Source organism: Bradyrhizobium sp. MOS002 (assembly GCF_003020115.1).
In the GTDB taxonomy this organism is placed as follows: Bacteria; Pseudomonadota; Alphaproteobacteria; order Rhizobiales; family Xanthobacteraceae; genus Bradyrhizobium.
Map to the genome: position 1 here is coordinate 90,412 of NZ_PYFX01000008.1, position 26,863 is coordinate 117,274.

The following is a 26,863-nucleotide window of genomic DNA, read 5'->3' on the forward strand; positions in this document are numbered from 1 at the left end:
GGCCGGCGCGGGACGATACGGCACGAGAACAGCAAGCCTGTTTCCGGACCCTGTAGTCTTCATCGCGCATAACCGGGGATGCGCATCGCCTGCTCCCAGCGATGCATCAGCCAGACGAGGACGCCGACAAGGATGCCGTAGGTCGCCAGCAACACGACCATCATTTCGAGGACATTCTGCGATTCCGACCAGATCTGCTTGACCGCATACAATGTTTCGGGAACTGCGATCGCGTAGGCGAGGGTGGTCGTCTTGAGCAGATTGACGAGGTTGTTGTTCAGGGCGGGGAGGCAGACGCGCACGGCCAGCGGAAGGACGATGTGGATGTAAGCCTTGAGGCGCGTGTATCCGAGCGCCTCCGCGGCTTCTATCGTCGTCCTGGGCACCGCCTCAATTCCGGAGCGGAAGATTTCGACGTTGAAGGCGGCCGCGAACAGTGACAGCGAAATGATGGCCCACTGAACGTTGCTCAGCAGCGGAACGCGCATGCCCGCCGCTTCGACGGCCGGAAGCATGGTGCCGAGGCCGAAATAGAAAAAGAAGAGCTGGACCAGCGGTGGCGTGTTGCGGAACACCACCACGAAGGCATTGATAGGCAGCCGCAGCAACATCGACGGACTGCCCTGCAGCAAGGCGCCCACCGCACCGATCATCAGGCTCAGCAGGATGGTCGTGACACTCAGAAGCAACGTCATCTTGAGGCCGCCGAGATAGCGGTCCCAGTCGTAGGCATCGTAGAACACGGAGAAGTTCAACCCCGTCGATTCGTAGAGCTGCTGAAACCAGTTGGCGATTGCTTGCATGTTGCTCGACACCGAACTGTTGAGGGCGATGCCTCGTAGCAGTGCATGGGCTCGACCTGTTCGGAGCGCAAGATGGATATGGCGCTCCGCTTTGCGCGCCTATTTGTCCTTGTATTGCTCGTGCATGGAGAGCGAATACTCGGTCGGCGTAATGCCCCACTTCTTTTCCGCTGCCACGATGAAGCCGGTCTTCATCCAGTCCTTGGTCGTATCTTCGAGCAGCTTCTGAAGACTGGCATTCTCGAGCGCAACGGCGATCATCCATGGCGAAGGCAGAACGCCTTTCAGGGGCAGGTCGTAGTCCGTCTTCCACTCGTCCTCCAGCAGCTTGCCTTGCAGGAAGGTCTGATCGTAGACGTAGCCGATGCAGTTGCCCTGCTTCATCGCGAACAGGGGCTTCTCCGAGCCGTCAAACGCAACAATTTCGGGGCCGTATGATTTGGCGACGTCCTTGTTGTACCAGGCCCCCGACGTTGCACAGACGGGCTTTCCCTTGAGGTCAGCCCAGTCCTTGATGCCGGCCTTCTTGTTGAGAAGGATGTTCACATAGTCTGAATAATACAGCGGCTCGATGACTTGAACGACGCGGCGACGTTCCGGCCTGTCCGACATGGTCGCGATCAGCAAGTCGACCTTTCCCTGCTGGAGAAATTCGATTCTGTTTGAGGCTCCGACCGGAACGAGCTCGAGTTTGACGCCGAGGCGCTTGGCAATGTCGGCGGCAAGATCAGGCTCGATGCCGACCACGTTTCCCGTGGGATCGCGATATCCGAAGGGTTTGTAGTCAGCCTTGACGCCGACATTCAACGTGCCGCGCTGTTTGATGGCATCGACGCCATCGGCGGCTTGAGCGCTGCCAAGCAGCAGCAGCACCGCGGCACCTGCCATCATGGAACGGAGCATATTTCTCATTGGGTGACACCTCCAGGATTGCAATCACGACACGCGCAGCATGTACTCTTTGCGTTACAAGGTTCGTGCCAAACGTCACGAAAAACGGGACACGGAGAATGGAGCAAGGTCGATCGAGCTTCGACCATCGGCCATCATCTCGGCGACGACGTTTCCAATGCCGGCCGAGTGCTTGAAGCCGTGACCGGAGCACGCCGAGACGACAAAGACTCTGTCCTGGTCAGGATGCCGGTCGATGATGAATCCCCGATCGGGTGTTGTCGTGTAGAGACAGGCAGCCGCCTGCGCGGCACGGGGCGTGGCGCCCGCGAGGCGCCCCTTGACGTGCATCCGGTACATCTTGGCCGACTCCGCCGGATCAACGGTGCGATCGACGGTATCGGCCGTTGTGCTGGTCTCGTACTGCTCGGTCGCCACCTTGACGCGACGGTCGCCTGGCAGTGGCGGGAAGCCGTAGAAGTAGTCGACATCCGTCGCGCCATGCATCCAAATGAACACAGGCGCGTTGGCGCGATACGGGCTCATGTCCTCAAGTTCGTACCAGTGGAGCACCTGACGTTTCACCGTGAGCACACGGTCAAACGGCGCGCCGAGAAGGTGAGCGTTCCAGGCGCCCGCCGACACCACCACCTGGTCCGCCTCGAAAGTGCCTGAGGACGTTTCCACCCGAACGGCAAAGCCTCTCTGGGCGATCGAGAGAACTTCGACTCCCGTGCGTATCGTTGCGCCAAGCTGCTCGGCGCGTGTCAGTTGCGCCTTGATGCAACGCTCTGGAAAAACGTAGCCCCCGCCGGGCTCGTAATAGGCCTTCTCATTGCCCTCGAGGTTCAGGAACTGCGGGAAGCGGTGAGCCACCTCTCGCCCGTCGATCACTTCATGCGCGATGCTGAAGTCACGGGCTGCCGCAATCGAACGCGCGACGAAATCCGGCTTGCCGTGGTGCGACGTCTCGCCGACACCGGGCGCCATGACGATGACGCCGCACGGGTTCAGCAGCTCGGCGGACGTCTCGGCTTCGAGCTCACGCCAGATCCGGTGAGTATCCAACACCAGGGGCACGTAATCGCGGCCTTCGCCGACCGCCTGCCGAGTGATGCGGGTTTCGCCGTGGCTGGACCCCATCGTGTGGGGAGGGGCAAAGCGATCGAGGCCGATCGCCTTGATCCCTCGCTTGGCCAGTTGATAGAGCGCCGCGCTGCCCATGGCACCGAGGCCGATCACCAGAATATCCGCTTTCTCGCGCATCGATCGGGACTGCTTAATTGTTAGGACGGCACGAAGTCTGCTTTTAAATGCAGCTCGTCGACAAGGATAATTCATGAAATGAAGAAAATTTGCATCTTCAGATGACTTTTGCTTAAGTCATGGAGATGCTGTCACCTGTTCCAGACCTGCGAAGCCTGCAGATCGTCGCCGCTGTCGCAGACTCCGGCAGCATGTTGGAAGCGTCACGCCAATTCGGGATGACGCAATCCGCCGTGTCTCAGGCGGTCCGGCGTGCCGAAGCGGCGGTCGGCGTCGCGTTCTTCAACCGGACCCGCAGGCCGCTCACGCCGACTCGCGCGGGGCGCATCCTCGCAAGCCGCGTTCTCGAACTGAACCGCGACTTTGATGCGCTTCTCAGCGCACTCCGGGTCGCGGCGGAACAGTCTGAGCGGGTTGATCTGAGGCTTGGCCTCGTCGACTCCTATGCGGCCACGGTCGGCGCGCACCTCGTCAAAGAACTCATGACGGGCGAGATCGCACTGAGTCTGTCCGTATGGTCGGGCCTCGCTCACTCACATGCCGAGGCGCTGATGAATCGCAAGATCGACGCCGCGATCACATGCGACGCGATGGATGACCTGTATGATGTCGAACGCTTCCCATTCTATCGCGAGCCAAATCTGTTGGTGGTGCCGCGCGGCATGGAGGCCGAATTTGCTGGCCTTGATCTGCGGGAGATCCTCACTCGACATCGCCTGGTTCGGTACAGCGAGCGTTCCTATGCAGGGGCTCAGGTCGAGCGCCATCTGAGCCGCCTCGGCATTCGCCCGCCACGGGCTTTCGAGTTTGACACCTCGGACAGTCTGGTCGCCATGGTCGCGACCGGCATGGGTGTGGCGATCACCACGCCGCTGTGTCTGTTGCAGGGGCTTGCTCACGCGGCGCAGGTCAGCGCTCTGCCTTTGCCCGGCCCTGGCTTCTTTCGTGAGCTGCTTCTGGTGACCCGCCGTGGAGATCTTTCATCCCTGGCGCCGCGGATCGCAGAGATGGCGCGAACGAGCATTACGACGCAAGCGATGCCGCGTATCCGGACGCTCGTGCCCTGGTTCACCGAGGATTATTAGCAAGAAAAAAGCCCGGCGCGAGCCGGGCTTTTGTTTGTCGTAACTCGCCTGTCTCAGCGGCGGAACATGCCGCCCATCATGCCGCCGACGACACCGCCGACGAAGGCTGCTCCGGGATCGCCGCCGCCGCTGCGATGCTGTGCGGGAGCGCTCTGGGAGGGGGCGCTGCTGGCACGCCGGGCCGGCTTCGCGCTGTCGTCGCTCGCCGTCGGCGTGGTCGCCACGATCTCGGACAGAAGGGCCTTGTGCTGGAGCTTGTTGAGATAGCCGCTCGACGGATAGCCACGTGCCGCCTGCCAGCGCTTGAGCACCGTACGGGTGTCCTCGCTGAAGGCGCCGGTGACCTTGGTGTCGAACCCAAGTCCGGTCAGGCGGCGCTGCACGTCGCGGCGCTGGCCCTTGTCGAGACCGATCTGGTCCTCGGTGAGCTGGCTGGCGTCGTCGGTGAAGGTCGCGGGATCGACACCGGCGTTGAGGTTGCGGGTCGTCGTCGACGGGCCGCTCTTGATCGCGGCGATCCGCGCCAGCGCCAGCGCCTTGAACTGGCCGTTGGGGTAGGCGGAGAGGTAGGCGTTGAGCTCTTCCGGCTTGTTGCTCTCCTTGACCGAGCGCCAGTATTCGAGCTCGACACCGTCCGAATTGACGCCGGTTGCCGCCGGCGCGATGCCAACAGCCATCGGTGCCGCATTGGCGACCTGGGTCGCCGGAGCCTGGTTGAGATAGACCGCGCCGATCAAATTAGTGTGGCCCCAGGGCAGCTGACCCTTGTGGGTCTCCTCATTGACCTGGGCGCGGACCGACGTCATCGCCTGCTGAATCTCGATACCAGGCTTGGTGATGTTGTCGATCAGCGCACGGGTGAACGGGCTGTTGTTGCCCTCCTGGCCGTCGAGCGCGGTCTGGCCCGGGCCGGTGGCGAACGCGATCAGCGTGCCTTCGCCGGATTTCATCTCGGCAAGACCGCTCTGCACGTTGACGCTGCGGGTCGCGGAGTTCGACTTGATCTTGGCAGCGAACGGATTGTCGCGGCAGGCATCAAGGAAGACCAGCTTGACCTTGGCGTCGCCCATGGTCTGCTCGAGTGTCAGATCGATGTTGATGGCGGCACCGAGCTTGACGTCCATCTCCGACTTGATGTCGGCGTCGACGGGCAGGAGATAATTGGAGCCGCCGACCGCGATGCCGTGACCGGCATAATAGAACACTGCGACATCGGAGCCCTGCGCCTTGCGGCCGAAGTCCAGCAGCTTCTCCGTCATCTGGTCGCGCGAGAGGTTCGAGCCTTCGATCACCTCGAAGCCGACATTGCGCAGCGTTGCCGCCATCGCCTTGGCGTCGATCGGCGGGTTCGGCAATTGTGCGACGTTCTTGTAGGTGCCGTTGCCGACGACGAAAGCAACACGGCGGTCGGCCTTCGCGGCACTGACCGACAGTACCATGCACATCAGCGACGCGAGGAGGGTGAGAGTGCGCATCTGGAATCCCCAACAGAATCGAATTGCAGGCAGCAACAAATTGGCAACGAACTTACACGAAGTATCCGATTTGGCGCCACCAAAACGGCAGTCGTGACGTTCAACCCGCTGCTGTGTGGCAGAATGTGCACGATGGAATACCCCTCCAACGTGATCTAAATCACACGGCCACTTGGTTTTGTCGCGTGAGGCGGCGCGAGGTTCAGCGCGCGCGGGCGGGAACCGGCGAAGGCGGCTTCAAATTCAGGAGATTGCCGCAGAGGATCAGCGCCGCGCCGAGCACGGTCCAAGTATCGAGCCGCTCCGAATAGAGCAGCCAGCCGACGGTCGCCGTGAGTGGAACCCGCAAAAAGTCCATCGGCACCACGATGGTTGCATCCGCGTACCGGAGCGCGCTGGCGAGGCAGTAGTGCGAGAATGTGCCGCAGACCCCGATGACGAAGAGCCAACCCCACAGGGAGGCTGACGGCCAGGTCCAGACGTAGAGCGTCGGGAGCAAACCCACCACCATCTGCACGACGATCATCCAGAACAGGATCGACAATGCGCTCTCGGTCCGGGTCAGCGATTTCGCCAATATCATGGAGATGCTGAAGCCGATCGCGGCTCCCAGTGCGATCAGCTGGCCCGGATTGATCTCGCCGGTGGCGGGCCGCACGATCATGACCACGCCGACGATGCCGAGCACGATCGCGGATATCTTCCAGACGGTCATGCGCTCGGACAGGAATGTTGCGGCCAGCAGCGCCGTCCAGATCGGCATGGTGAATTCGATCGCGACGACCTGGCCGATCCCGATCAGCGTCAGTGCGTAGAACCAGCCGAGCTGTGCGAAATAATGGACCCCGTTGCGCGCGAGGTGCTGGGGCAGGCGCTTGGTCGCGACCGCCTTGAAGCCACCGGCTCGGTAGATGATCGGCAGCAGAAGCGTGAACCCGATCACCGAGCGCACTTCCATAATCTCGAAGACGTTGAGCTCGCGCGTGGTCTCGCGCCCGGCGACCGCCATGACCAGCATCAGCGACAGCCAGCCCGCCATCCACAGGGCAGCCATCGTTTTGGACGGTGTCGTGTTCATTGGCGCTGGTGTGGGAGGCGAGGGTCTGAGGGAGGGTCGGTATCGGCGACATCGTGGCCGTTTGCAACGGCCAAATCTGCCGGTGCAGCGATGCATGGCGGCGTGCTAAGGCATCAGTGAACAACGAGAAAAAACGGGAGATCTTCGCTCATGCACATCTTGCAGCCGGCCGAGTGGAAAAAACCGCGCGGCTTTTCCCACGGTGTCGTGGTCGAGGGGCCGGGCCGCTGGGTGGTCCTGGCCGGCCAGACGGGCGGCGACGAGACCGGAAATTACGCGCCTGACATGGCAGCGCAGGTCGGGACTGCGCTGAAGCGTATCATCAAGCTCATGGGCGAGGCCGGCGCCGGCCCCGAGCATATCGTCCGCCTGACCTGGTACCTGACCAGCCGCAGCGAATATGAGACAGCCGGGACCGGCATCGGCGCGGCCTGGAAGGAAACGCTGGGGCGCAATTTCCCGCCCTCGACCTTGCTCTATATCGGCGGTCTGGTGGACAAGCGGGCCAAGGTCGAGATCGAGGTCACGGCGTTCGTGCCGGGCACATAAAAAATCGACCCGGCGAGATCGCCGGGTCGATTGTCAATCTACTCGTATCGGCTTAGCGCGACAGCGAGATGTTGGCGCCGCGGAACTGGCTGTCGGCGCGCATCGTGACGTTCTGCTTGTTGCCGGACGTCTTCAGCGAGATGTTGGCGTTGAAGCCGGCGGTGGAGGCGAGCAGCTCATAGTTTCCGCCGGCGCCGCGACCCGAAAGGGAGCCGCTGATATTGCGGCTGGCCTCGGACCAGCTGCCCGCAATGGCGCTGCCTTCAGCCTTGACGTTGGCGCCGAGGTTGAACTTGTACGCGTCGCTGGCGCACGTCAGAGACAACTCCATCGTCGGTCCGATTGGAGCGTATTTGGCCCGGCAGCGGATTCGCTCGGTCGAGCCGTCATCCAGGGTGACCGTGCCTGAGCCGCTCCAGCTGCCTGCCAGCGGGGCGAACGGGCCGGACTGGGCCTTGCTCTCGGAGTTGGCTATTCCGGCCGCAAACATAATACCGGCCGCGATCAGCAGCCGTTGGCCCAGACCGCTCGTCACGATTTTTCTATTGGCGCGATGCTTCCCACCGCCCGCTGCACGGTATGCCTGCAGATGCTCCATTCCACTTCCCCGATCCGGCGTTGCCGCTGAGTTGACCGTTGGCATATGCACCATTGATCGAAACTTTCACAAGTCCCCCGCTGCCGATGGTGCCGGAAACGTTAGCGCCGGGCGCAGTGATCTTGCCGTCGGCAACCGTCAGCAAGGAACTTGCGGTCGGCTCGCAGGTGCCGCTCTTGGTGACGATGGTGACCTGCCAGTTGCCGTCATAGGGGGTCTGGGCGAAAGCGGGCGCGGCGAGGGTGACAATCGAAGCGGCACAGAACGCCGCAATGCGAGCAAAACGCATAAAATCCGTCCTTGAATCTGTCTGATATGCTGACGCTTATTCGGGCAAAATGTGACGGAAATTTGGTGCGGTGCCAAATCGAAAATTGTTCCTGTTGGAACAATGGTTTATTTGGGTTTCCGACTGCAATTTTCGAAGCAGAATCAACGCCCCTTCACGTTAAGGGTAAGGACTGCGACTCAGGGAAATGGTCTCAGGAAAGGGGCCTCAGGAAAGCGCGGCTCAGGAAAGACTTGGCGCCGAGGTCGCGAACTGCTCGTCCTGAGTCTTGGACGGCAGCGCCTTGTGGACCTTGGCATAGTCGATCACGTCGGCCAGCAATTTGAGCCCGAGCGGGGCGAGCGCGCGCTCCCACAGCTCCCGTGCCGTCTCGCCCTTCTTGACGAAGCACCATTCCTGGGCCGCGATGGCGCCGGCGTCCATGCGGTCGGCGAGGTGATAGATCGTGCCGCCGGCGATCGGATCGCCTTCCTTGATGGTCCATTCCACGGCCGCCTTGCCGCGGTGACGCGGCAGCAGCGAGGGATGATAGCCGATCCCGCCCAGCTTCGCTGCCTCGAGCGCGTCCTTGCCGATCCGAGCGTGGCTATGCGCGGTGACGATCAGATCGGTCTCGGGGGCGATCTCGGAGGCTACCACCAGCTTCGGATTGGCCTGGACCACGACGTCGATGCCCGCCGCCTTGGCCGTCGCGGCGAGACGATCCTCGGGGTCGGCCACCACGACCCGCACGATCAAGACACCGTGCTCCCGGAGCATGTTCAGGGTGGTCACGCCGAAATGGCGGGAGCCGACGAGGGTAATGCGCATGGGTGTCCGATCCGTCTCGCAACTGCGTCATCTCCCGATAACACGTCCGGACGTCCTGTCACCACCCGCGCTGCGTTTGCGCCGGTTATCAACAATGCACCGGGCGGGGGTGCGCCGACGGTGCGCAATGAATTCCGCGATTGCGGCGTCGGCCCGTCAGGTGCTTCCATGCGCGCATGGCATCGGCTCGGAGCGAACGCATGCGAAGCGCGTGGTTTGTCTTTCTCGCGGCCCTGGTCGCAACCACTCCGGCGCGCGCCGGCGGTCCGCCTTATCCGGCGGTTCCGCCCGAGGTTGGGGTGGCACCCTTCATCGGCCCGACCTGGGACACCTATCGCTGCGCGGAAGGGCCGGTCATCAATTTCTATCACGGCGCCTATTACGGCCAGGAGCCGCCGGCACTCTATCGCGGCTACGCGTACCGGCCGCATTACCGCTACAGCGCCTACCGCAGGCTGCCGCGCGAATATTTCTGCCTCACAGACTAGCGTTGCCGCGCCGCCACGGTCGGGCGGCGATTAGGGATAGGCCTGTTCCTGTGTTTGGTTCTTAACAGAGAGATCTAGGATTTGCCGTTAGAACGTGGACCCACCGGGGCTGGCGACATTTCAACCCGCATCCGTTTTCGAACCGGGATTTGGCCGCTGGCGTTATCGCCAGCGGCTTTTTCATGCTCGGCAGTCACGAAAACATCTAACGGTAACATGATCTCAACCACCTTGGCGTATCGACGAATCCGTCGCGGATTTGTATTGCGTACCGCGACACCGAGATTGTCCCGCCGGCGTGGGTGCGCCGTGCGGGCTTTTTCGCCGGGACCGATTTCATGCCGAGCGCGATTGAGCAGATCGTCGACGTCTATGTCCGGCTGAAGAACCGGCGCGGCCTCGACGAGCTGATGATGCACAGACAGCGGCTTGCGGTCGATCTGAAGAGCAGGTCCGGCTACGACTTCAGCCTGCCGATCGGCCAGATCGACGAGGAGATCGCGATCATCGAAGCCGGCCTCAGCCGGCTCAAGTCGGGCGATGTCGCCGCGACGGACGATAGCCGGCCAGTCTGACGCTCAGTCGCGCCGGCCGCCGTCGATGACGGTGAACAACGGCCGTGCCTGGGTCGGCTCGACCAGCAATTCCTCCACCAGCGCGGTCGCCGCATCGACATATTTGCGCGTCGGCTTGTCGAGGGGGCGCGTGGCCTCGTCGTCGAGCGCGACCTTTGCGGCCTCGACCAGCTTGCGCATCCGCGCCGCATGGTCATCGCCCGCCGTCAGCGTTGCGCGGGCCAGCGAGCGCAGCACGAACAGCTCGCCCTCGAGGCGGAGCAGACGGTCGTTGAGCCTGGTGAGGACGGCGTTGAGGTCAGCCATGGCGCGCGTTCGTTGCGGAAGATCCATCCTGATCTATCGGCGATCGGTGAACGGAGTCCAAACAGCATCGGCGCAATTCGGCCGATCGGCTGGACCGGCGGCAGGCGCAATGCCGCCGATGTGACCGATCGTGACCCCACAGGACCGTGGGCTCTGCGTGGTTCCCGCACCACATCAGGAGACGGGTGGACGTCTGGAGGACGTTCAATGCGATCTGTTCTGGCCGTGGTTCTTTTGATCTCAGCGTGCGCGCCGGTGCCGGCTGCGCCGGTCCATCATGCTCGGCAGCACAGTCACGTCATCGTCCGTCCGCCTGAGGACGCGCCCGTGCCGCCCGGCTGGTACAAGTTTCCGGGCTATCCACCGATCCCGCCATCGGAGAACCGGAATCTGGACCCCTCCAATTTCGGCGGCGGCTAGCGGCCAATCATGCAGTCCGCGCCAGATAGTCGCGCGCGAAGGCGAGATACCAGTCGAGGCAGGCGGGATTGGCCATCGCTTCCCGGTTGATGACCTTCTCGACGGGCTGGCCGAGCAGCAGCTTCTTGATCGGCAGCTCCTGCTTCTTGCCCGATAGCGTGCGCGGAATCTCGGCGACCGCAAAAATCTCGTTGGGCAGGAAGCGGCGGGAGAGGCCGGCCTCGATCGCCTTGTTGATCTTCGCTCTCATTGCGCCGTCGAAGGCGACGCCTTCGCGCAGCACCACGAATAGCGGCATGTAGCTGTCACGGCCGAGATATTCGAGATCGACGACGAGGGAATCCAGCACCTCCGGCAAAGCCTCGATCGCGGAGTAGAGTTCGCTCGTGCCCATGCGCAGGCCATGCCGGTTGATGGTGGCATCGCTGCGGCCATAGATGATACAGGAGCCGTCCGGGTCGACCTTGAGCCAGTCGCCATGCCGCCACACCGGCCCGCGGCCGCTGCCGTCGAAATTATCCGGATAGGTCTCGAAATAGCTCGCGCGATAGCGCGCATCACGGTTGTCGTTCCAGAAATAGAGCGGCATCGACGGCATCGGCTCGGTGCAGACGAGCTCGCCGACCTCGCCGGTGACGGCGCGGCCCTGTTCGTCGAAAGCTTCCACTGCGGCACCCAGCAGACGGCACTGCATCGCGCCCGGCGTCTGCGGCAGTTCGCGATTGCCGCCAATGAAGGCGCCAGCGAAATCCGTGCCGCCGGAGATGTTGGCCCACCAGATATCGGCCTGCGCCTTGCTGCCGTTGGTGTTCGAGAGCGCCGCGAAGCGGTCGTTGAACCAGGCTTGGATGTCGGCGCTCAGCGGAGAGCCGGTCGAGCCGAGACAACGCAATCGCGAAAGATCGCCGGCGGCGAGGTCAACCTCGGCCTTGGCGCAGTTGGCGAAGAACGCGGCGCCCGCACCGAAGAAGGTCGCTTTCGATTGCGCGACGAAGCGCCACAGCGTGGTCCAGTCCGGCTTGTCCCTGGAGCCGCCGGGGCTGCCGTCGAAGATACAGCAGGTGGTGCCGCTGAGCAGGCCGCCGACCTGGCTGTTCCACATGATCCAGCCCGTCGAAGAGTACCAGTGATAGCGCTCGCCGAACGAGTTCTCGTGGTAGGAGCAGCCGAGATCGTTGTGCAATCCTAGCAGCGCCAGCACCACGATGACGATGCCGCCATGGCCGTGCACGATCGGCTTCGGCAGGCCGGTGGTGCCGCTGGAATAGACGATCCAGAGCGGATGATCGAACGGCAGCCACGCCGGCTCGAACGAGTCGATCGCGGCGCCCGTTGTTGCGACGATGTCGGAGAGCAGGGCGTCCGGCGCTGCGGGGGCGGCGGCCTCGCTGTGCAGGATGACGTGTTCGACCGTCGGCAGCGATCGCCGCAGCTCGGCGAGGACATCTTTGCGATCATGCCGGCGTCCGGCATAGGTGACTGCGTCGCAGGCAATCAGCACCTTGGGCTCGATCTGCTTGAAGCGGTCGATCACGGCGGGCGCAGCCATGTCGGGCGCGCACACGCTCCAGACCGCGCCGATGCTGGCGCTCGCCAGGAATGCGATGATGGTCTCGGGGATGTTGGGCAGATAGGCGGCGACGCGGTCGCCGGGCTTGATGCCTTTTTCTTTCAGATGCAGCGCGAGGGCAGCCGCCTTGCGCCGCAGCTCCGGCCAGCTCGTCTCGCGAAGCCTGCCGTCCTCGCCACAGCTGACGATCGCGGGCAGGCCGGCGGCGTCGGCCGCCTCCACATGCCGGAACACCTGACGCGCATAGTTGACCTGAGCGCCGGGAAACCAGGTCGCGCCGGGCATCTTGCGCTTGGTGATTACGGCCGCAAACGGCGTTGGCGATCGCAGATCGTAGTAGTCCCAGATGCTGTGCCAGAAGCCGTCGAGATCGCGTACCGACCATTGCCGCATGTCCTCGTAGCTGGCGAAGGTGAGGCCGCGCTGCTCGGCGAGCCAGGTGCGGTAAAGGGCGATCTGGGGAACGAAAGCAGCGGTCATTGCGTGTCGACTTCAGTTGCGGGGCGGGGAGTTTAACCGTTGCCGCAGAGTAGCAGAAGCCGCAGTTCGGGCAGGCAGCGTTGACGGGAGTAGCTGGTCTGGGTCCACTGGAAGCCGCCTACCATCCGGCTCCGGCCCAGCGCCTTCCGAACACGGGTGGCTTGGCCTTCACCGCTTCCCAGCCGAAGAAATGATGCTTGCCGGACCAGGTGTGCACCACGCCGCTGCAGATGCTGCACTTGAAGCTGCCGGAATGCGCTTCGGCGTGCTCCTCCCTTGTCGCGGTGTAGTTCATGCTGCAACCCGCGCAGGTGAATTCTTCGATCGTCCAGATGCTATTGGCCATTGCACCGAAAGTGGTTTGGGGGACCTCGCTGGAAGCCTAGGTGCCCGCCTTTGCATCGGCGTAAACCGGTCGGCCGAAATCCGGTTAATCGTCGTTAGCCAAGCCGTCGGCGACAGAGCCCGCTCCGGGCTCGGATCCGCCTCGTCTTGACGCCGGATGCGCGGCTGGCAATAACGCTGGGCCGCGCAACTGCCGGAACCCGCGTCAATGCCGCAAGGAAAGCCGTGCCCGTGAAAAGTCTGCGTCAGCTCCTGACGGGCGAGGACATCATCCAGCTCGTGATCCGCGTCGGCCTGCTCGGCCTGCTGATCATCTGGACCCTCCTGATCATCCGGCCCTTCGTGCCGATCCTTGCCTGGAGCGGCGTTCTCGCTGTCGCGTTCTACCCGGCCTTCAGCTGGGTCGCCAAGATCCTCGGTGGCCGGCCCAAGACCGCAGCGGCGATCCTGACCCTGATCACGCTCGGCATCGTCATCGGTCCTGCGACCTGGCTCGGGATCAGCGCGGTGGACGGCGTGCGCGAGCTGGCGCGCCAGCTCGGCACCGGCGACCTCGCGCTTCAGTCGGCGCCGGAGCAGCTCAAATCGTGGCCGCTCGTTGGCCCTTGGCTGTTCGACCTCTGGGAGCAGGCCTATAACAACATCCGCGCGGTGCTGCGCGAGGTGGCGCCGTATCTCCAGCCGCTGGCGGGACCATTGCTTGGGCTCGCGGGAGACGCCGGCGTCGGTACGCTCCAGTTCCTGGTCTCGGTGTTCGTGGCCGGCTTCCTGTTTCCGCACGGGCCGAGGCTGGTTGCGGCCGGCCGCGGCTTCCTGTTTCGTATCGTGCCCGAACAGAGCGAGCATTTCCTGGGGCTCGCGGGCGCGACCATCCGCGCCGTGGCGCAAGGCGTGATCGGCGTCGCGATCGTGCAGGCGTTGCTCGCCGGCATCGGCTTCAAGCTGGCCGCGGTGCCGAGCGCCGGCCTGCTCGCCTTCATCGTGCTGCTGCTCTCGATCGTACAGATCGGCGCCTTCCTGGTGCTGCTGCCGGTGATCATCTGGATCTGGACCGCCAAGGACGTCACCACCGCGTTGCTGCTCACCGTGTTTCTCGTCCTCGTCGGCTTCCTCGACACCATGTTGAAGCCGCTCGTAATGGGGCGCGGCCTGACGACGCCGACCATCGTCATCTTCGTCGGCGTGATCGGCGGCACGCTGGCCCACGGTATCGTCGGCCTGTTCATCGGCCCGATCATCCTGTCGGTCGCGTGGGAAATGATGATGGCCTGGATCAGGACGGAGGACCTGGCAGAGGCGGGGTCAAGGGCGGGCACAGCGGCGGGCGAGGGCTGATCCGGCGCCTCGAACGGCGAAATCGGCCTGCCTGCCGTGTTCAATCGGACCTGACGGCCTTGGCCCCGTGTGATCGAGATCCATCCCGAACTTGTCTATCCGACTAGACAAGTTACCATGGGCTCGATTCTGTTTTGAATTACGGCGGAAATGGCGAAGTCTTCCAAGCTGGTTGCCGCCAAGCGCGGCAAGGTATTGTTGGTCAGACGTCGGTCGGACGGCCTGTGGATGTTCCCGGGCGGTCGCAAGCGCGCGCGTGAGTCCGACAAGGACTGCCTGCGGCGGGAAATCAAGGAAGAGCTGCCCAAGCTGAAGCTCGGCCGGATCAGCCTCTGGAAGGAAGTGACGACCAGGAACAAGCGCTCCGGCCGCAAGATGAGCGACGCGATCTTCATCGCCAAGGGCGCCAAGGGCAGGCTCGCGATCGGCGACAAGAACGAGATCGACCGCGCCGTCTGGCAGAAGCCGCGTGGCATCCGCCTGACGCCAACCTCACGCTATATCCGCGACCGCCTGTTTCCGCGGAAGCCGCGGCGGCGCGGGTGAGCTAGTCCTCGTCGTTCTCCTCCGACGATAGCTGTATCCGTCCGGTATGGGCCCGCGAAAAATTGGCGCGCGGTTGCGGCGCGGACATCCTGGCCATTTCGGTTTCGCGCTGCTCCTTGCGGGCCTTGCGCGCGCGCTTCATGGCCTGCTTGACCTGAGGGTTCGGCGAATCCTCCGCGAAGAACAGCACCACCTCGCAGCTCGGACATTGCCTGGAATAGCCGTCCTGCAACCGTCCCGCGCGGTCGCGGAACACGGTCTTGCAGCGCGTGCACTGAATCTGGACGAAACTCATGCGCGGTCGATCGACAATGACTGATGGAAATGGATCGTCAGGTGATCCCAAATGTCTGAAGAAAGCTTGAACGCGCCCGGGACTTCAAGCCGCTTCAATCAGCCGGCTATTGCTTGGCCGCTATCGTCTCCAGGCAATGGTTGAGGTAGACGGTGCGATCCCTGGGCAGCACCTTGTCGAGATCCGCCTTCAGCGCGCATTCGCGCTGCCGCATCTGCTCGGCCCGCCGCTTCTCGGCCGCCTCGCGGTATTCGGGAGCAACCTTGTTGGGATCGACGAGGGCCTGCGAGCGGGCGGGAGCCGTCGCGGCGAGTGCAATAGCGGTGACGATAATGAACTGTTTCAAATGAGCCTCCATCAAAGGGCTCATCCTAGCGTCCGGCCGGAGAGGGCTCAAACGGCAAATTTGCCGACGACCGGCAGTGCAGCCTGTCCGGCCAGGGTCGCCGGCACCTGGTCAATCGATTTCAGCTACCTGAAGTTGGGACGAGGGGAGTCCGTCACTTCGGGACGTGGTCGATCTTGTGGCCGAGATGCCCGGTGTCGTGATCGCGGCGCAACTGGCTCAGCGATGTCTCGTTCAACTGGTGCAGGACCTCGCTGAGTTCAGTCGTATCCGGATAACCGGCAGCAAAACCCTTGCCGTAGATCTTGCGCAACGTACCGACCAGCGTGTTGCCGTGCTTCTTGCTGATCGCGCCATCCTTGTCGCGGTGGCGATGATCCAGGCCCGTGTCCTTCATGGTTTTCTCCCTGAGCGGCGTCTGCGCGCCTGGAGAGAGCGTGCTCCCAAACGAGTTGATTGGCAACGGCACGGCGCGCGGCAGTTGAGCGTCGTCAAGGTGTGGAAAGATCTAGGGAGTGTGAAGCAGTTCACAAGCGATTGTCGAGATCGCTGCTACGAAGGCTTCATTGCTTGACCGATTGATATTTTGAAAACGCCCCAGCGCCCCACCAGGCGCTGGGGTTTTCACGTCGATCAGAGCAACGGCCAGAGCGCGCGACGCGCGATCGGATGGGCGGGTGCTTTCCGAATGATGTCGAAGGCGGGCGACTACGCGGCTTGCTCCTCGAACGAGGTGTAGACTTGGCCACCTGGACCAATCACCTGAACGCCCCAGCATCCATCGGCGATCAACTCCTTGGCCTTCTTGAGGGCGGCGGTGAGTGACAGCCGCTTGAGGCTGACGACGCCTGCCGTGTCGAAACCGCTGATTTCAAACATGCCGCTCCTCCCTGTTTTGTCGAATCCTACACTTTTTGTGCGGGTTGTCTCGCGGCTTTTGGGATAGATACCCGGCAGATGATCGGGCGCTGGCCAAAAGCGCGAAAACAACCCCATGCACAGTAGCTAAGTCCTGCTGGCACAACGTTTTCTTTTGGCGCACGGCGGTCTTGCATCCGCCGGAGAGGCCGGTTGACCCGTCGGGCAAAACAAGGATAATCTGCCAGCTTCGGAAAATCCGCTTCGGACCAAGACGGCGTCCCGGGATCGGGAGGAGCTCTTGCACCGGCATGCGAGCCATGTCCGTCGCACGGACCCCGTAGTCGGCCGGGGTGGCGGTGTCTGCGGCAGGCCGCGGCCGCTAACGTGGAATTAAGCTGAAAAGCCCACAATTTTAGACAGTTGTAGATGGGTGCTGCGTAAAGGAGCCGTCGCGAGGACGTTCCGGCGACGGCTTCCTGTTGCTCGCTCATTTGGGGTCAATGCCATGACCGCGACTTTCGAAACCCAAGGCCTTGTCGAACAGCTCGACCCCGCAGCACTTGCTGCAGTCATAGCGGCCGACGAACCCGCAATCTTGGACGCTCCAGAACCGATCAAGCGGTCCAGCCGAACGTCGGTCATGGCGCTGTCGGTATGTGCCCTCGCCATCAACGGCGCCGCGGCGATCTACACATGGCCGTCCGGCTTGCCATCGCTGAATCTGAGCAGCCTGGCTGATCTGCTGCCGCGGCAAGAGGCTTCAGCGCCAAAGCCGGATCCGGTTGTCGCTGCCTTGAAGGATATTCAGTCGACCCAGCAGCAACACACGGCTTCGCTGCAGGAGAGCAACCAGGCTTTGCAGCAAAACGCGGCTGTGCTGCAGGCGGATTCGATGGTGCTGCTTTCGCTGCGACAAAGCATCACGGACGAACGGGTCGATGTGAAGAAGGTATCTTCCCAGCTGTCCACGCTGATTGCGAAGATCGACTCACTGCAAAATGCGATGATGTCGGACGTCACGTCCTCCGTTCGAAGAGCGCATGCGCGCTATGGACTGTCCGCCGCGATCCGCAAACGGATCGCCCGGCAGCCGAAATATATAGGACCGGTTTCGGTGGGAGGCGCTCCGCTGAGTGTGCCTGCTACAGTTTCGGGCCCCGAGAGCTGAAGGCTGGTCAAGCCAATCGCTCAAGCAAATCACCAGTGGCCGGGCTAGCGTTGACGAGCTGGCGGGCCGCTGATGCGGGCACCTGGATTTCCCGGAACGAATGACGCGACGCTAGTAGCGCGGGTAATAGCCTGGCGGGTACCTGGGATCGCCATATCTCTGGGATCGATAGTGGCCATAGCCCCGCGGCGGGTCGTCAGGGACGGGCCTGGCGTAGACGCCGGGCGCCTTGTACGCGTTTGGATAACAACGGCCGTTGGAGTTATTGAAGTCATATCCGTGCGGACAGCCGCCTTCCGGGCTGCCGCGAAACTGGACCTGTTGAAGCGGGCCCGACTGGGGAGCGGCCAGGCCCACCTGAAGAGCGAGGGCCGCACCGGCGATAGCTGCAAGCATTTCTATGTCCTCCCTAAGGTCGCCACAGTCAGGTCCTCGCTATAAGCGCCACAGCCAGACCATACGATTGAACCGCGTAATTTCACCTGAACGCGGCATTCATCGATCGTTCACAGTGGGATGCAGTTCACTCCAGAGCCTCGTACTCGAAGCGACGCCTTCCGGATCGTTCTCTTCGAACCATTTTTCTGCGGCGTAGTCGGAATCCGCGACGACCTTGAGGTGATCAGAGTCCATCTCAGTCCCGCCGATATGGCTCAGCTAAACACGTTACCGTTGCTCAAGTTCCGCAGCTAGCCTTCCGGAGTGCAGCTTAAACCTGCAAGGGCGATTTCCCCGCTCCAATGTATCTTCCCTTCGGCCAGCTGCTCAATCCCACGGACGGTAGGTTCATCGAGTGCGGCCGTAGCGGGAAAGTAACTTCCCCGCTGGCCTTGCGCGGAATCTTGCCATGCTCTTGTGCGCGATGAATAAGCGATCACCGCGGCGACCGTATGCACTTCCTGATGCATCCGTTTCATTAGGTAGGCGTATTCGCTCGCACTCGGCAGCATTTTGGCCAAGGCATGGCAGAAACCATCCCGATCGCCGGATGAGGCCGCTCTGAGCACAATTCGCAGAAAACGCTCAGATGACTCGTTCAAGGTGTCGAGGTTCGAGTACGAATATGGAGAATCGAGACCAGTCCGCGCGCGGATAATGCTCGTCGTGAAAGGATCAGATACAATTATTGTGCTGAGCGGCAGCTTCTTCATGTAATTTGCGAGTTCGATCTCGTCAGCGCTGTAATGAGTGATGGCCGAGATCGTGTTTGTCGGCTTGCCGTAGGAATGCGGAAACAAAATCGCTCTTGCGCTCAGTCGATCCGCCATCAACGTGAATGCCAGCAGCGCGACCAAGCTACCGGCTCTCCATGCCGGCCGCGTCGCAGTAATGAGGGTAGCGATCCCGGCTAAGACGAGGCCGGCGGCGAGCGGAATATAGAAACGCGAAAAGGTGACAAGGGGCGGAAGCGTCATGACAGCCGCATATGTGAGACCAAGAAGGGCTGGCAGAGCCGCTGCCATCCGGTACGGCTCCCCGGCACGGATCCAAAGCCGCGGTAGCGCCGTGCTCAGCGCGAGCGCGAAGAATACACAGACGAACGGCATTGCCCGATAGGCAAAGGGAAATCCCGTGAGAATGAAGCACGTCAGGCCTGCCGCCAGCGCCCAATACAGGGCAAACAGCGGCTCTTTCCAAAGTGCTCGGCCATCGGGCGACAGGATTGAATAAAGAAAAGCGGCAAAGACGAGCATAGCGAACAGTGCGCCCGTTGCCGCGCCCCACTCAATCACGGCGTTCTTTACGCCGAGTCCGAGCAGCAATTCCGCGCTCACGCTGCCGCCAAACAGCTTCATGATCTCGAAAAACGCATCATCAAGCGAGAGCGGATTGTTGGTGCCAAAGATCCAGATTCCTAGAGCCAACAGCGGAATTATGCCCGCCGCGAGTGTGCTAGCGCGCGCCGTCCAAGCCATTGTAGTGACCAGCCAGGGCCAGTCGCGCAACCGCCACGTTGCAGCAGCAGCCGCTGCGATAAGAATGTAGAGCACGCTCACTCGATGCAGCGGGACCAGGCACCCAATCAGGACAAAGATGAAGAGAGCGAAAAGCCATATGGATTTTTCAGCGCTGGCTCGCGTCAAGGTGCCAACGATCCCTCCAAGAATCGGGACGCCGACCAGGAAGGCGACACTTGGAAGTGCATAAGGGTTTAAAGCTCGCCAAAACAGGAGCGCTCCGATGCTCAACAGCAAGATGGATCCGACGGCGGTCCACGATTTTTCGATCTTTGCTCCGAAATCGCCAAGCAGGACCAGGAGCATAATGGAGCCGAGCATGCACAGCGTGCCGTTCCCAAGCTCGAAACCGAGCAGCGTGCCGCTCAAAAGCGCGAATGCAAGCATCCTGTTTCCAGTGCGGTCGACCAGTTGCGAGGCTTGCCAGGCTACCAGCACTTTGAATGCCGCCGTCCATGGAGCAATCGCCCATGCTCCCGCTAACGGATCGTGGCCGAACGCGCTGATCAGAATGCCGGTGAGAATCGGCTTCACTTGTATGTATGATGCGCCATCAATGTTGTTGAGCACATGGGACCGAGCGAGCTCGACCGCGATCTTCATGGAATGAATGTCGGCGAACAAGTCGGTGAAAGGGAAACTGGATAGCCAAAAGAATTCGTATAGATACGCAGGCGCAGCGACAAGCGCAGCCAATATCAGCGGAGCGCGCGGCAGCCGGAAACCTCTCAGGGTGGGGAGTCCAAGCAGAATCCCTAAGGTCGAAAGCAATATGATCGAGCCAACTAGCGCTCCATAGATGTGATCGAGGACGTACCACCGTTCGGCGATCTCGAAAGTTCTCGCGATGACGACTGCCCCGAGAAAGAACGCCGTCAGTAACACCATGATCGGCAGCCCCGGACGGCAACGCCACAAGAGCAGAATGCCCAACCCCAATGGGATTGCGTAGAAGAGCGGAACAACGAAATTTTCAATAAGCACTCAGGTAACCCCCTAACACGAGCACCTCTACCATCAATCTGCGGTTGTGCAATCCACCTGGATATTTTTTCCTGCAAAGGACGTACGCATTGAGCACAGACAGATGGCTTTGCCGCGGCGGCGCCTAAACGCCCTAGAGGGATTGGTTTTTCCCTGCGGGCGGGGGGCCTCGGGGACGAACAGCTGCGCACGTAGCTCGTCTTCGAGGCGCTCGGGCCCTGTGGTGTATCGGCCCGATGCGGGGAAGGTGTCTTTGGCGGGGTGTCCCTGAGCTTTTTTGCCTGAAGCCCGCGGCCCACGCGCGGCTTAACCTCATTTTAAGAAACCGTTGTACGGCGGTGCTACGTTGGCTACAACATGGTCTGTGTCAGCGTCAGTTGCGTCCGGAAGTCATGATTACGTACAAGCAGTACCATATCGAACGATTTGAGCACGGGCCCAAGCGCTGGGTTGCTCGCATCACGCGGACGGACGGCCAGAACATCCGCACGATTCTGCCAGCGACCGAGCTCCCCTACCTCGAGACGAAGCCGACAACGTCCGCAGAGGAAGCCGAGGCGCTTGCCAAGGAAGGCATCGACTTCGGCGGCGTGGTGTAGTCCGCCGTCGCGACCTCCTGACTTTCATTCGCGAACTCGCCGGCGGCTTCATCCGCCTCCGCAGCAGGCTCTTTACCCGAAAACTATTGTGGCTCGGTTGGCTTATCTCGCTCATGGCTCTCGGCCTCGGCGGCCGCGCACGCGTCCATGCCATGACATTTGCTTAGATAGTATCGAGCGCCTGCGAAGATCGAGCAAACGATCACCACGGAAGCCAGCAGGAAGATCATCCACCGTCGATTCAACATTCCCATGACCTTCTGCACCTACATCCGACGCGGCCCGTCGCCTGACCGACCCAGCCAGGCGAGGCGAAAGGTCGATTAGCTCGAATCAGACCTTGCGCTTCGGATTCAGTCTAGCCTCACGCTCCAGCCGCTCGGACTTCAGGCGTTTGAGGTTTTCCTGAAACTCCGGCGTGGCTTGACTGTCCGCGATTGTCTGTCTCGATCCTATCGGATTGAGGGTCCTTCGATCGGCCTCGTCCGCGACTTGTTGCGCGGCCGAACGTTTAGGTTTGATCATTTGCTGTTGCCTTCAGGCCGGGATTGACCAAGCGGGCGCCGGTCAGTTCATTTTCGATTTGGCCGGTCGCGTCGAACGTTTTGAAATTCCTCAGGCCCCTTGACGAGCCGCCGCTTGCGGCTGGCCTGGTCATCCGGGCTCGCTTTGTTGTCTTTGAGCTTGTCGATCGCGTTACCCGCCATTTCCCGAGCCCGCTCGGACGAGGCCTTGGCGGCAGAGGTGACCGCGAGGGCGGGGGCGGCTTTGCCCAAGCCAATATCGACCAGCCGACGGATGGATTCAGAGCGAGCCGGAGTGTCTTCCTGCCACGACGCCCATGCGTCGATCTGAGCGACCGTCGCCTCCGGCCAGCGCGAGCCGATCTGGACGCCCTGACCAGTAGCGGGGCGACCGCGATGTTTCTGAGGACGAATCTTTTTTGCTGGTTTCATTTTATTTGGTACCAAAAAATCAGGCCGAGGGGAAGCGCGAACTTCCGAGAACTGTGACTGTTTAGTGCATTGGACTGCACCCGTGGAACGAGACACGGTAATTCGTCAACCTCCTCGCGTTCCGAGATGACGTTGTGTCTCCATTTGTGCAGGCAGAAGACGGCCGGAACTCGAACGGCGTTGGGCTCGTGCTCCTCCTCCTTCAGTTCGCACCGCTCCAAGAGGATGCGTTTTGCCGCCGACGCGATCGCCTCATTCTTAAGTTGAGCCCTTGGGCAGGGGAACCTTGATCCATCTCAAGCCGCGCGAGGACGTATTGTGTCGTTGAGACAGTGTTTATGTCGTTTGATCTGGGTGGGCATGAGAGAGCAAGATGCGCAAGGATTGTCGCCGCTCAGCCGTTTTCGCTGTTCTTAGCGCCGGGCTGCAATGTTTCACTGCCGACATTTCCTTCGCGCAAAACGCGCGCGACTTTATGAATGTGTTCGGGGCGATCATGCAGTCGGCTATGGTTCAGGCGACCCAAGCAGAATGGAGAAAGCTTCCGCCCGAGAGCGTGGCATGCGTCGATGAAACGCTAAGACAGCGTGGAATGAACGTTCAGGCATTGATAAGCAGCGGTATTGCTCCGTCAGACGGCAGAATATCTGATGTGGTGACGAACTGCCGGTCGCAGAGGCACTTGCAGCAGCTTGCAAATACCGGGGTTCAGGCTTCGGAAGATCGTGCCAATACAAATTATGTGACACCACCTAACGCACAGTCGACAAGAGATCCATCTAAATACAAGGTCGAAAAGACACCTCTAGCCAGCGTGGTGTTCGATTCCCCGAACTACAGAGAATATCTATGCAAACCTAGTGATCAGTTTCCGGGTTTCACCCGCTGCGAAAAACAGCGTACAGAGCGCGTGGCGCGAGGAGCTTATCTCTCTTCATCTAGTATGCTGCACGCGGAGAACGGACGCGCATTCTATCTGAATCGCTATCTGGAGCCCGCCTTCTTTGATCCGGGAGAGGCAAACGCCGACATCGACCGATTGTCACGGGCGTTTGAAGAGCAGCCGCGCTCCATTGCGATGCCCCAGCGCGTCGAGGGAACGTCGGGCACAATTGCGTATTGGGGCGATGTTGTTCTCGAGCCCCTGAACGCGACTGCATCCTCGAGCTTAGCGTCGGGAAATAGCCCCGGTGGGATGCTCGTCGACTTTCTCGGCAGTTTTCGAGAGTCTGTCCGCAAGGATCTTCCCGTGTATAGGGTAGCAGGCGGTCCCGGCTTCGTGTGGGCGGAGAGCCATGACGCTAACGGCCGCGGGCGACTGCGCTTCTTTGCAATAGACGCTTCCGCTCTTGCCGGGCCTGCCGGCGGTGGTCGCGAAGCCAAGGCATATGTGTCGGCTCCACCAACGCCCGACCCGTGGAAGGAGTGCCAATCATCGGATACTGACATCAGGCTTGCCGGCTGCACGAAAGTCATCGAAGGCAAAGGACCGGACCGTGTTCGCCTTGCCGACGCGTTTGATGGTCGCTGTTCCGCCTACAATCAAAAGGGTCAGTTTCAACCGGCTCTGGCCGATTGTAAGACGGCAATCGATCTGAACCCTAGATATTCGTACGCGTACGCCAATCTTGGTGCCACCTATCTGGGCTTGAATGACCCGGCTAGCGCCATGTCGGCCCTAAATAAAGCAGTTGCGCTAAAGTCGAATTTTGTCTGGTCTCGGTTAAGCCGGGCGAAGGCCCTCGAGGCGTCCGGAGCCCCGAATGACGACGCTCTCCAAGAGTACCGGTACGCCCTGCTGATTGATCCATCAAACCCGGTCGCCAAGGATGGTCTTCTCAGGCTGATGGTCGGATCAACATCAAGCGAAGAGGCACCCTGTCTCGGAGATATCAACGAACAAGCACGGTATATCGCTGTGAAAGCCACCGCTTCCAGTACACCGAGCGCCGATTCCGCAGCTTTGACAATTTCATCGACTGTTCAAGCGTATCGCGACAAAAAAGCCTCGCTGATTTCGAAGGTTGATCAGCTGTCTCGCGCGAAGGAGTCGGCAGATAAGCAACAAGCAGTCCTCTCTGGCGATGGAGAGGATCGGAGGAAAGTCTTGGCTGAGGTGCAGCGACTCAATGAGGCTGAGAGGGACGCGCAGAACAAACTGAATGCTGTTTCAGAAAAGCTCGTTGAACGTGAAGCCCAGCTCAAGGCATTGGAAAGGACGTCGAAAGAAAGAGGACGGCTTAAGGAGGTCCGCCAGGAGCTCGCGAAACTGCAGTCTTCTCATGCTGCTACCGAACGGGAGTTACATCAGAAGACTGTGGAGCGGGATCAGGCTTGGTCGAAGGCAAGGGACAAGGGAGAGGAGATCGCGAAAGCTGTGCTGGAATCAGAGAAGCTGGCCGCGGCGAAGGAGAATGCTGAAAGTTGCGTGCGCCAAATAAATGCCAGCATGGATGCGCTGGAACAGAAAGCGGGTACAATTCGACAGCTGAAGGAAGCACAAATTGCCAAAATTACGTGGAGCAATGCCGAAGCCCTACTGAGTGATCTGGCTGAATTTGCGCAGAAGAATTCGAACTTAGTGCCTCTCGAAGCTGGGCCGCTCGTGGCGGCGTTGAAGGGAGCGATCACTTCAAAAGACATTGGTCGAACTGCGGATTCGTTTTCGACATTGCTGCGGCGTCTCGACGAGATTCCGGAGTTTAAGGATTTTCGCAATTCTCGTGAGGAAGCGCGCAAGCAAGCGACAGCTGCTGAATTGGAGCAGCTTACCGATACTGCGCGAACGTTGTCGGAGTTCATTGAGAGCTTTGTGCGGCGGAATATTACCTCTGACAGCGCACCTGATCTTGTCAAACTGAGGAACGGTTTGTCAGAATTGCTCGTTACGCCAGAAGCAGAGGCGTTGAAGGATAATATCTCGAAATCTGAGAACGAGCTGGAGCGGCTGCACCTGCAGGCGGATTACCACGAGTTCCGAGCAAAGCATCCGATCCGAAGCAGGAAATCACTGCCAGAGACGACGGAGCACAACCGAGTACTTGTAGACGGGCCACTCGATGAAACTTTGCTGCTGGTGAATGAAACCGGCCGGGCAGGGGTGGTCCGCAACATCCGCGGCGATCTTGTATTTGACTCGGGTAAGGCATCGCTCTGCTTTCTGCACGAGAACAGCTTGGACGCGTTCGCGATGTCTGAACTCAAGCAGAGAATTACGGACAAGGGCGCTCGGAGTATTGAAGTATCCACCTCCACATGCGGCGCTGCTAGCTTAACGAATTACGACATCCTTGTGGTGAATAGGGGATTGCTTGCCACTTTGGCGGCGGACGCTGAAATCGCTTTGCTCAATGCTGTCGATAGGGGCGAATTGACGCTTTTGAGCACCGTTAGCGGAAGGGACCTGCAGGCCGCTCGAAACGACGACAGCATCCGCAGTCTTCAGCTGGAAAAGGACATCCTGAAAAAGCCGATCGAAGGGTTTGGTCTTGTATCGATTGCGAATGGAACGTCTGTTGTCTGTCAAACAGTTAGCGACCGCGAGAGGGCCCATGAGGAGCTATTGGCGCGCGCATCAGACCGGGTTCAGCTGGAAATTGGCTCTCCGAAGGTAATTTCGATGTCTGTAGAGAGCGCATTCGTGGCGGCGAAAAGGGGGCAGTGCGGCGCAATTTACGGCGCATCCAAGGATCTGAAAGAACTGGTGCTAAGCTCGCAACGAGACAAGATCAAGTACCACGTCATGCCTATTTGGTTTTCAACTGCCGATGTGGAGGCTGCACAGAAAGAGGTGGCTGAGGTAGAAGCCAGAAGGTTGCGGGCAGAAAGAGAGTTGGAGCAGAAGAGAAACGACGATCAGTATCGTCGGGATCAGGAAAGCAAACAAACCGAGGCCGAGAAGCGACAACGACAAGAAGTTCTCAGAAGAGATAACGGAGTGCTCGCCCGCGGGTTACAGGAAATGATCACGGAAGAGGTGAAGAAGTTCGCAGCAGCGCCAAACGAATCCGAAGACAAAACGTACGTGAGGCAGAGGTGGCCCATGTTGGCGAATTGGTATCGCGACAAGATTCGAGGAGCCTGGGAGCTCGAAAATGTTGCAAGTGACTTGCGGGACTACGGTAGCGTGAAATGGAAGAATCGTGTCCTTGAAGCCGGGTTTGTCGAAGTTACCTTCAGGCTCAAACACAGGGAGCTCGGCGAGCATCAGCAGAAATGCTTTCTCGTAGGGTACGTGGCGGACCGCGAATTTGCTGTACCTAGAGACCCGATCTCCGTGCCATGCGAAGATGCCACTGCCGCCAGCAGGTATAAAGTGGCGCACGAATTTTCGAGCAAATGGATTGCGAATTAGCCAATAGCGCGATTTCGATGAGCTTCAGCACCGCCGCTCTAGCCCTCTCTCGCGCGGATATTGCTTGCGGAGGAATGGCGAGTTAGTTGCTTGGTGCACCGGTAGACATCGATCGGCTTATTTTAGCCAGTGTCGGAGAAGAAGGTCGCGGAAGCCCTTCAACGTTGAGCGCGCGAAGCCGAGGGCTTGGGCATGACCGCATGATGCCAGACGGGCTGCTCAACATGGGCGCGCTTGTCACGGTTTTGGCAGGGAACTTTTGATTTAGATCCCCTTGGGAGTCTGCTCTAATCGATTTTGAGCATGACCAATGAAAGAGGTCCCAGAAGAGATCTAGTACGCTGTTCAGACCGCACTCAACCGCACCTGCGGGCTTGACCCGCATTGGGGTGCTCAGCTGAAAATATCGATAAATACTTGAATTAATTGCTTA

Annotated in this window: 29 protein-coding genes; 10 read left to right on the top strand and 19 right to left on the bottom strand. The window is 60.7% G+C overall.

Annotated features, from left to right (window positions below; genetic code table 11):
- Nucleotides 1-59 precede the first annotated feature (59 nt).
- The 3 genes from C7G41_RS23535 to solA all read right to left on the bottom strand — a co-directional run bounded on the left by C7G41_RS23535 (nt 60) and on the right by solA (nt 2,960).
- A complete protein-coding gene (locus tag C7G41_RS23535; protein WP_106944760.1) occupies nt 60-803 on the bottom strand; it encodes an amino acid ABC transporter permease in 744 nt (247 codons plus the stop codon).
- 99 nt (nt 804-902) lie between these two features.
- Nucleotides 903-1,715 carry a transporter substrate-binding domain-containing protein gene (locus tag C7G41_RS23540; protein ID WP_106944761.1) on the bottom strand — a complete coding sequence of 271 codons (813 nt, stop codon included), beginning with the start codon at nt 1,713-1,715 and terminating at the stop codon, nt 903-905.
- Nucleotides 1,716-1,790: 75 nt separating this feature from the next.
- Nucleotides 1,791-2,960, bottom strand: coding sequence for an N-methyl-L-tryptophan oxidase (gene solA, locus C7G41_RS23545; RefSeq protein WP_106944762.1), 1,170 nt, complete (start codon nt 2,958-2,960; stop codon nt 1,791-1,793).
- A gap of 119 nt (nt 2,961-3,079) precedes the next feature.
- On the opposite strand from solA, the gene C7G41_RS23550 reads away from it, so the two are divergent.
- Nucleotides 3,080-4,045 (top strand): LysR family transcriptional regulator, encoded by a 966-nt coding sequence (locus C7G41_RS23550; RefSeq protein ID WP_245446656.1) that lies wholly within the window; start codon nt 3,080-3,082, stop codon nt 4,043-4,045.
- A 53-nt stretch (nt 4,046-4,098) separates the two neighbouring features.
- Here the strand turns inward: C7G41_RS23550 and C7G41_RS23555 are convergent, their stop codons facing one another.
- A complete protein-coding gene (locus C7G41_RS23555; RefSeq protein ID WP_106944763.1) occupies nt 4,099-5,520 on the bottom strand; it encodes a caspase family protein in 1,422 nt (473 codons plus the stop codon).
- Between the two features lie 202 nt (nt 5,521-5,722).
- On the bottom strand, nt 5,723-6,598 hold the full coding sequence (locus tag C7G41_RS23560; protein WP_106944764.1) for a DMT family transporter: 876 nt from the start codon (nt 6,596-6,598) through the stop codon (nt 5,723-5,725).
- A gap of 150 nt (nt 6,599-6,748) precedes the next feature.
- On the opposite strand from C7G41_RS23560, the gene C7G41_RS23565 reads away from it, so the two are divergent.
- Entirely contained in the window at nt 6,749-7,147 is a 399-nt protein-coding gene (locus C7G41_RS23565; RefSeq protein ID WP_106944765.1) for a RidA family protein, read from the top strand.
- A gap of 52 nt (nt 7,148-7,199) precedes the next feature.
- On the opposite strand, the gene C7G41_RS23570 is transcribed toward C7G41_RS23565, so the two are convergent.
- From C7G41_RS23570 to C7G41_RS23580, 3 genes are all read right to left on the bottom strand, one after another.
- Complete coding sequence (locus tag C7G41_RS23570; protein WP_199198567.1) at nt 7,200-7,745, bottom strand: hypothetical protein; 546 nt, start codon at nt 7,743-7,745, stop codon at nt 7,200-7,202.
- Nucleotides 7,690-8,034 carry a hypothetical protein gene (locus tag C7G41_RS23575; protein WP_106944767.1) on the bottom strand — a complete coding sequence of 115 codons (345 nt, stop codon included), beginning with the start codon at nt 8,032-8,034 and terminating at the stop codon, nt 7,690-7,692. Before C7G41_RS23575 ends, C7G41_RS23570 begins: the two co-directional genes overlap by 56 nt.
- A 222-nt stretch (nt 8,035-8,256) precedes the next feature.
- The gene (locus C7G41_RS23580; RefSeq protein ID WP_106944768.1) at nt 8,257-8,844 is read right to left on the bottom strand and encodes a formyltransferase family protein; all 588 of its coding nucleotides are present in this window, start codon (nt 8,842-8,844) and stop codon (nt 8,257-8,259) included.
- A gap of 200 nt (nt 8,845-9,044) precedes the next feature.
- Between C7G41_RS23580 and C7G41_RS23585 the strand changes: the two genes are divergently transcribed.
- A complete protein-coding gene (locus C7G41_RS23585; RefSeq protein WP_106944769.1) occupies nt 9,045-9,332 on the top strand; it encodes a hypothetical protein in 288 nt (95 codons plus the stop codon).
- Between the two features lie 338 nt (nt 9,333-9,670).
- Entirely contained in the window at nt 9,671-9,907 is a 237-nt protein-coding gene (locus C7G41_RS23590) for a hypothetical protein (RefSeq protein WP_106944876.1), read from the top strand.
- A 3-nt stretch (nt 9,908-9,910) separates the two neighbouring features.
- Here C7G41_RS23590 and C7G41_RS23595 read toward each other — a convergent pair whose 3' ends face one another.
- Entirely contained in the window at nt 9,911-10,213 is a 303-nt protein-coding gene (locus tag C7G41_RS23595; RefSeq protein WP_027518070.1) for a hypothetical protein, read from the bottom strand.
- 207 nt (nt 10,214-10,420) lie between these two features.
- Between C7G41_RS23595 and C7G41_RS23600 the strand changes: the two genes are divergently transcribed.
- Nucleotides 10,421-10,633, top strand: coding sequence for a hypothetical protein (locus tag C7G41_RS23600; protein ID WP_106944770.1), 213 nt, complete (start codon nt 10,421-10,423; stop codon nt 10,631-10,633).
- A gap of 7 nt (nt 10,634-10,640) precedes the next feature.
- Here the strand turns inward: C7G41_RS23600 and C7G41_RS23605 are convergent, their stop codons facing one another.
- Together C7G41_RS23605 and C7G41_RS23610 are read right to left on the bottom strand one after the other, a co-directional pair.
- The gene (locus C7G41_RS23605) at nt 10,641-12,683 is read right to left on the bottom strand and encodes an acetoacetate--CoA ligase (RefSeq protein ID WP_106944771.1); all 2,043 of its coding nucleotides are present in this window, start codon (nt 12,681-12,683) and stop codon (nt 10,641-10,643) included.
- A 118-nt stretch (nt 12,684-12,801) separates the two neighbouring features.
- The gene (locus tag C7G41_RS23610) at nt 12,802-13,029 is read right to left on the bottom strand and encodes a hypothetical protein (protein WP_106944772.1); all 228 of its coding nucleotides are present in this window, start codon (nt 13,027-13,029) and stop codon (nt 12,802-12,804) included.
- A 224-nt stretch (nt 13,030-13,253) separates the two neighbouring features.
- Here C7G41_RS23610 and C7G41_RS23615 point away from each other — a divergent pair, with 224 nt between their 5' ends.
- Both C7G41_RS23615 and C7G41_RS23620 read left to right on the top strand, forming a co-directional pair.
- Nucleotides 13,254-14,363 (top strand): AI-2E family transporter, encoded by a 1,110-nt coding sequence (locus C7G41_RS23615; protein ID WP_106944877.1) that lies wholly within the window; start codon nt 13,254-13,256, stop codon nt 14,361-14,363.
- Between the two features lie 150 nt (nt 14,364-14,513).
- A complete protein-coding gene (locus C7G41_RS23620) occupies nt 14,514-14,909 on the top strand; it encodes an NUDIX hydrolase (protein WP_106944773.1) in 396 nt (131 codons plus the stop codon).
- A gap of 1 nt (nt 14,910) precedes the next feature.
- Here the strand turns inward: C7G41_RS23620 and C7G41_RS23625 are convergent, their stop codons facing one another.
- The 4 genes from C7G41_RS23625 to C7G41_RS37920 form a co-directional block, all read right to left on the bottom strand.
- A complete protein-coding gene (locus C7G41_RS23625) occupies nt 14,911-15,204 on the bottom strand; it encodes a hypothetical protein (protein ID WP_106944774.1) in 294 nt (97 codons plus the stop codon).
- A gap of 106 nt (nt 15,205-15,310) precedes the next feature.
- Complete coding sequence (locus tag C7G41_RS23630) at nt 15,311-15,562, bottom strand: hypothetical protein (RefSeq protein WP_373681149.1); 252 nt, start codon at nt 15,560-15,562, stop codon at nt 15,311-15,313.
- 142 nt (nt 15,563-15,704) lie between these two features.
- On the bottom strand, nt 15,705-15,947 hold the full coding sequence (locus tag C7G41_RS23635) for a hypothetical protein (protein ID WP_007590794.1): 243 nt from the start codon (nt 15,945-15,947) through the stop codon (nt 15,705-15,707).
- Nucleotides 15,948-16,258: 311 nt separating this feature from the next.
- Nucleotides 16,259-16,429, bottom strand: coding sequence for a hypothetical protein (locus tag C7G41_RS37920; protein WP_199198568.1), 171 nt, complete (start codon nt 16,427-16,429; stop codon nt 16,259-16,261).
- A gap of 487 nt (nt 16,430-16,916) precedes the next feature.
- On the opposite strand from C7G41_RS37920, the gene C7G41_RS23640 reads away from it, so the two are divergent.
- Complete coding sequence (locus C7G41_RS23640) at nt 16,917-17,579, top strand: hypothetical protein (RefSeq protein WP_106944775.1); 663 nt, start codon at nt 16,917-16,919, stop codon at nt 17,577-17,579.
- A 495-nt stretch (nt 17,580-18,074) separates the two neighbouring features.
- Here the strand turns inward: C7G41_RS23640 and C7G41_RS37420 are convergent, their stop codons facing one another.
- Nucleotides 18,075-18,212, bottom strand: a complete 138-nt coding sequence (locus C7G41_RS37420) for a hypothetical protein (protein WP_158268027.1) — start codon at nt 18,210-18,212, stop codon at nt 18,075-18,077.
- 56 nt (nt 18,213-18,268) lie between these two features.
- Nucleotides 18,269-20,521, bottom strand: a complete 2,253-nt coding sequence (locus tag C7G41_RS23650) for a hypothetical protein (RefSeq protein WP_146159790.1) — start codon at nt 20,519-20,521, stop codon at nt 18,269-18,271.
- Nucleotides 20,522-20,913: 392 nt separating this feature from the next.
- Here C7G41_RS23650 and C7G41_RS23655 point away from each other — a divergent pair, with 392 nt between their 5' ends.
- Nucleotides 20,914-21,120: a hypothetical protein gene (locus tag C7G41_RS23655; protein WP_106944778.1), complete on the top strand. Its 207-nt coding sequence runs from the start codon at nt 20,914-20,916 to the stop codon at nt 21,118-21,120.
- A gap of 333 nt (nt 21,121-21,453) precedes the next feature.
- Here C7G41_RS23655 and C7G41_RS23660 read toward each other — a convergent pair whose 3' ends face one another.
- Both C7G41_RS23660 and C7G41_RS23665 read right to left on the bottom strand, forming a co-directional pair.
- Nucleotides 21,454-21,645 (bottom strand): hypothetical protein, encoded by a 192-nt coding sequence (locus tag C7G41_RS23660; RefSeq protein ID WP_018457953.1) that lies wholly within the window; start codon nt 21,643-21,645, stop codon nt 21,454-21,456.
- Between the two features lie 47 nt (nt 21,646-21,692).
- Nucleotides 21,693-22,076, bottom strand: coding sequence for a hypothetical protein (locus C7G41_RS23665; RefSeq protein WP_106944779.1), 384 nt, complete (start codon nt 22,074-22,076; stop codon nt 21,693-21,695).
- 373 nt (nt 22,077-22,449) lie between these two features.
- Between C7G41_RS23665 and C7G41_RS23670 the strand changes: the two genes are divergently transcribed.
- Nucleotides 22,450-26,430, top strand: a complete 3,981-nt coding sequence (locus tag C7G41_RS23670) for a hypothetical protein (protein WP_245446658.1) — start codon at nt 22,450-22,452, stop codon at nt 26,428-26,430.
- Nucleotides 26,431-26,863 lie beyond the last annotated feature (433 nt).

What these genes read in the sequence shown, in the direction of transcription:
- C7G41_RS23640 (WP_106944775.1), top strand. Translation starts at nt 16,917, where the DNA reads ATGACCGCGACTTTCGAAACCCAAGGCCTTGTCGAACAGCTCGACCCC.
- C7G41_RS23540 (WP_106944761.1), bottom strand. Translation starts at nt 1,715, where the DNA reads ATGAGAAATATGCTCCGTTCCATGATGGCAGGTGCCGCGGTGCTGCTG.
- C7G41_RS23590 (WP_106944876.1), top strand. Translation starts at nt 9,671, where the DNA reads ATGCCGAGCGCGATTGAGCAGATCGTCGACGTCTATGTCCGGCTGAAG.
- C7G41_RS23570 (WP_199198567.1), bottom strand. Translation starts at nt 7,745, where the DNA reads ATGGAGCATCTGCAGGCATACCGTGCAGCGGGCGGTGGGAAGCATCGC.
- C7G41_RS23575 (WP_106944767.1), bottom strand. Translation starts at nt 8,034, where the DNA reads ATGCGTTTTGCTCGCATTGCGGCGTTCTGTGCCGCTTCGATTGTCACC.
- C7G41_RS23625 (WP_106944774.1), bottom strand. Translation starts at nt 15,204, where the DNA reads ATGAGTTTCGTCCAGATTCAGTGCACGCGCTGCAAGACCGTGTTCCGC.
- C7G41_RS37920 (WP_199198568.1), bottom strand. Translation starts at nt 16,429, where the DNA reads ATGTTTGAAATCAGCGGTTTCGACACGGCAGGCGTCGTCAGCCTCAAG.
- C7G41_RS23655 (WP_106944778.1), top strand. Translation starts at nt 20,914, where the DNA reads ATGATTACGTACAAGCAGTACCATATCGAACGATTTGAGCACGGGCCC.
- C7G41_RS23555 (WP_106944763.1), bottom strand. Translation starts at nt 5,520, where the DNA reads ATGCGCACTCTCACCCTCCTCGCGTCGCTGATGTGCATGGTACTGTCG.
- C7G41_RS23595 (WP_027518070.1), bottom strand. Translation starts at nt 10,213, where the DNA reads ATGGCTGACCTCAACGCCGTCCTCACCAGGCTCAACGACCGTCTGCTC.
- C7G41_RS23630 (WP_373681149.1), bottom strand. Translation starts at nt 15,562, where the DNA reads ATGGAGGCTCATTTGAAACAGTTCATTATCGTCACCGCTATTGCACTC.
- solA (WP_106944762.1), bottom strand. Translation starts at nt 2,960, where the DNA reads ATGCGCGAGAAAGCGGATATTCTGGTGATCGGCCTCGGTGCCATGGGC.
- C7G41_RS23620 (WP_106944773.1), top strand. Translation starts at nt 14,514, where the DNA reads ATGGCGAAGTCTTCCAAGCTGGTTGCCGCCAAGCGCGGCAAGGTATTG.
- C7G41_RS23665 (WP_106944779.1), bottom strand. Translation starts at nt 22,076, where the DNA reads ATGAAACCAGCAAAAAAGATTCGTCCTCAGAAACATCGCGGTCGCCCC.
- C7G41_RS23550 (WP_245446656.1), top strand. Translation starts at nt 3,080, where the DNA reads ATGGAGATGCTGTCACCTGTTCCAGACCTGCGAAGCCTGCAGATCGTC.
- C7G41_RS23535 (WP_106944760.1), bottom strand. Translation starts at nt 803, where the DNA reads ATGCAAGCAATCGCCAACTGGTTTCAGCAGCTCTACGAATCGACGGGG.
- C7G41_RS23610 (WP_106944772.1), bottom strand. Translation starts at nt 13,029, where the DNA reads ATGGCCAATAGCATCTGGACGATCGAAGAATTCACCTGCGCGGGTTGC.
- C7G41_RS23560 (WP_106944764.1), bottom strand. Translation starts at nt 6,598, where the DNA reads ATGAACACGACACCGTCCAAAACGATGGCTGCCCTGTGGATGGCGGGC.
- C7G41_RS23600 (WP_106944770.1), top strand. Translation starts at nt 10,421, where the DNA reads ATGCGATCTGTTCTGGCCGTGGTTCTTTTGATCTCAGCGTGCGCGCCG.
- C7G41_RS23660 (WP_018457953.1), bottom strand. Translation starts at nt 21,645, where the DNA reads ATGATCAAACCTAAACGTTCGGCCGCGCAACAAGTCGCGGACGAGGCC.
- C7G41_RS37420 (WP_158268027.1), bottom strand. Translation starts at nt 18,212, where the DNA reads ATGGACTCTGATCACCTCAAGGTCGTCGCGGATTCCGACTACGCCGCA.
- C7G41_RS23565 (WP_106944765.1), top strand. Translation starts at nt 6,749, where the DNA reads ATGCACATCTTGCAGCCGGCCGAGTGGAAAAAACCGCGCGGCTTTTCC.
- C7G41_RS23580 (WP_106944768.1), bottom strand. Translation starts at nt 8,844, where the DNA reads ATGCGCATTACCCTCGTCGGCTCCCGCCATTTCGGCGTGACCACCCTG.
- C7G41_RS23670 (WP_245446658.1), top strand. Translation starts at nt 22,450, where the DNA reads ATGCGCAAGGATTGTCGCCGCTCAGCCGTTTTCGCTGTTCTTAGCGCC.
- C7G41_RS23635 (WP_007590794.1), bottom strand. Translation starts at nt 15,947, where the DNA reads ATGAAGGACACGGGCCTGGATCATCGCCACCGCGACAAGGATGGCGCG.
- C7G41_RS23605 (WP_106944771.1), bottom strand. Translation starts at nt 12,683, where the DNA reads ATGACCGCTGCTTTCGTTCCCCAGATCGCCCTTTACCGCACCTGGCTC.
- C7G41_RS23585 (WP_106944769.1), top strand. Translation starts at nt 9,045, where the DNA reads ATGCGAAGCGCGTGGTTTGTCTTTCTCGCGGCCCTGGTCGCAACCACT.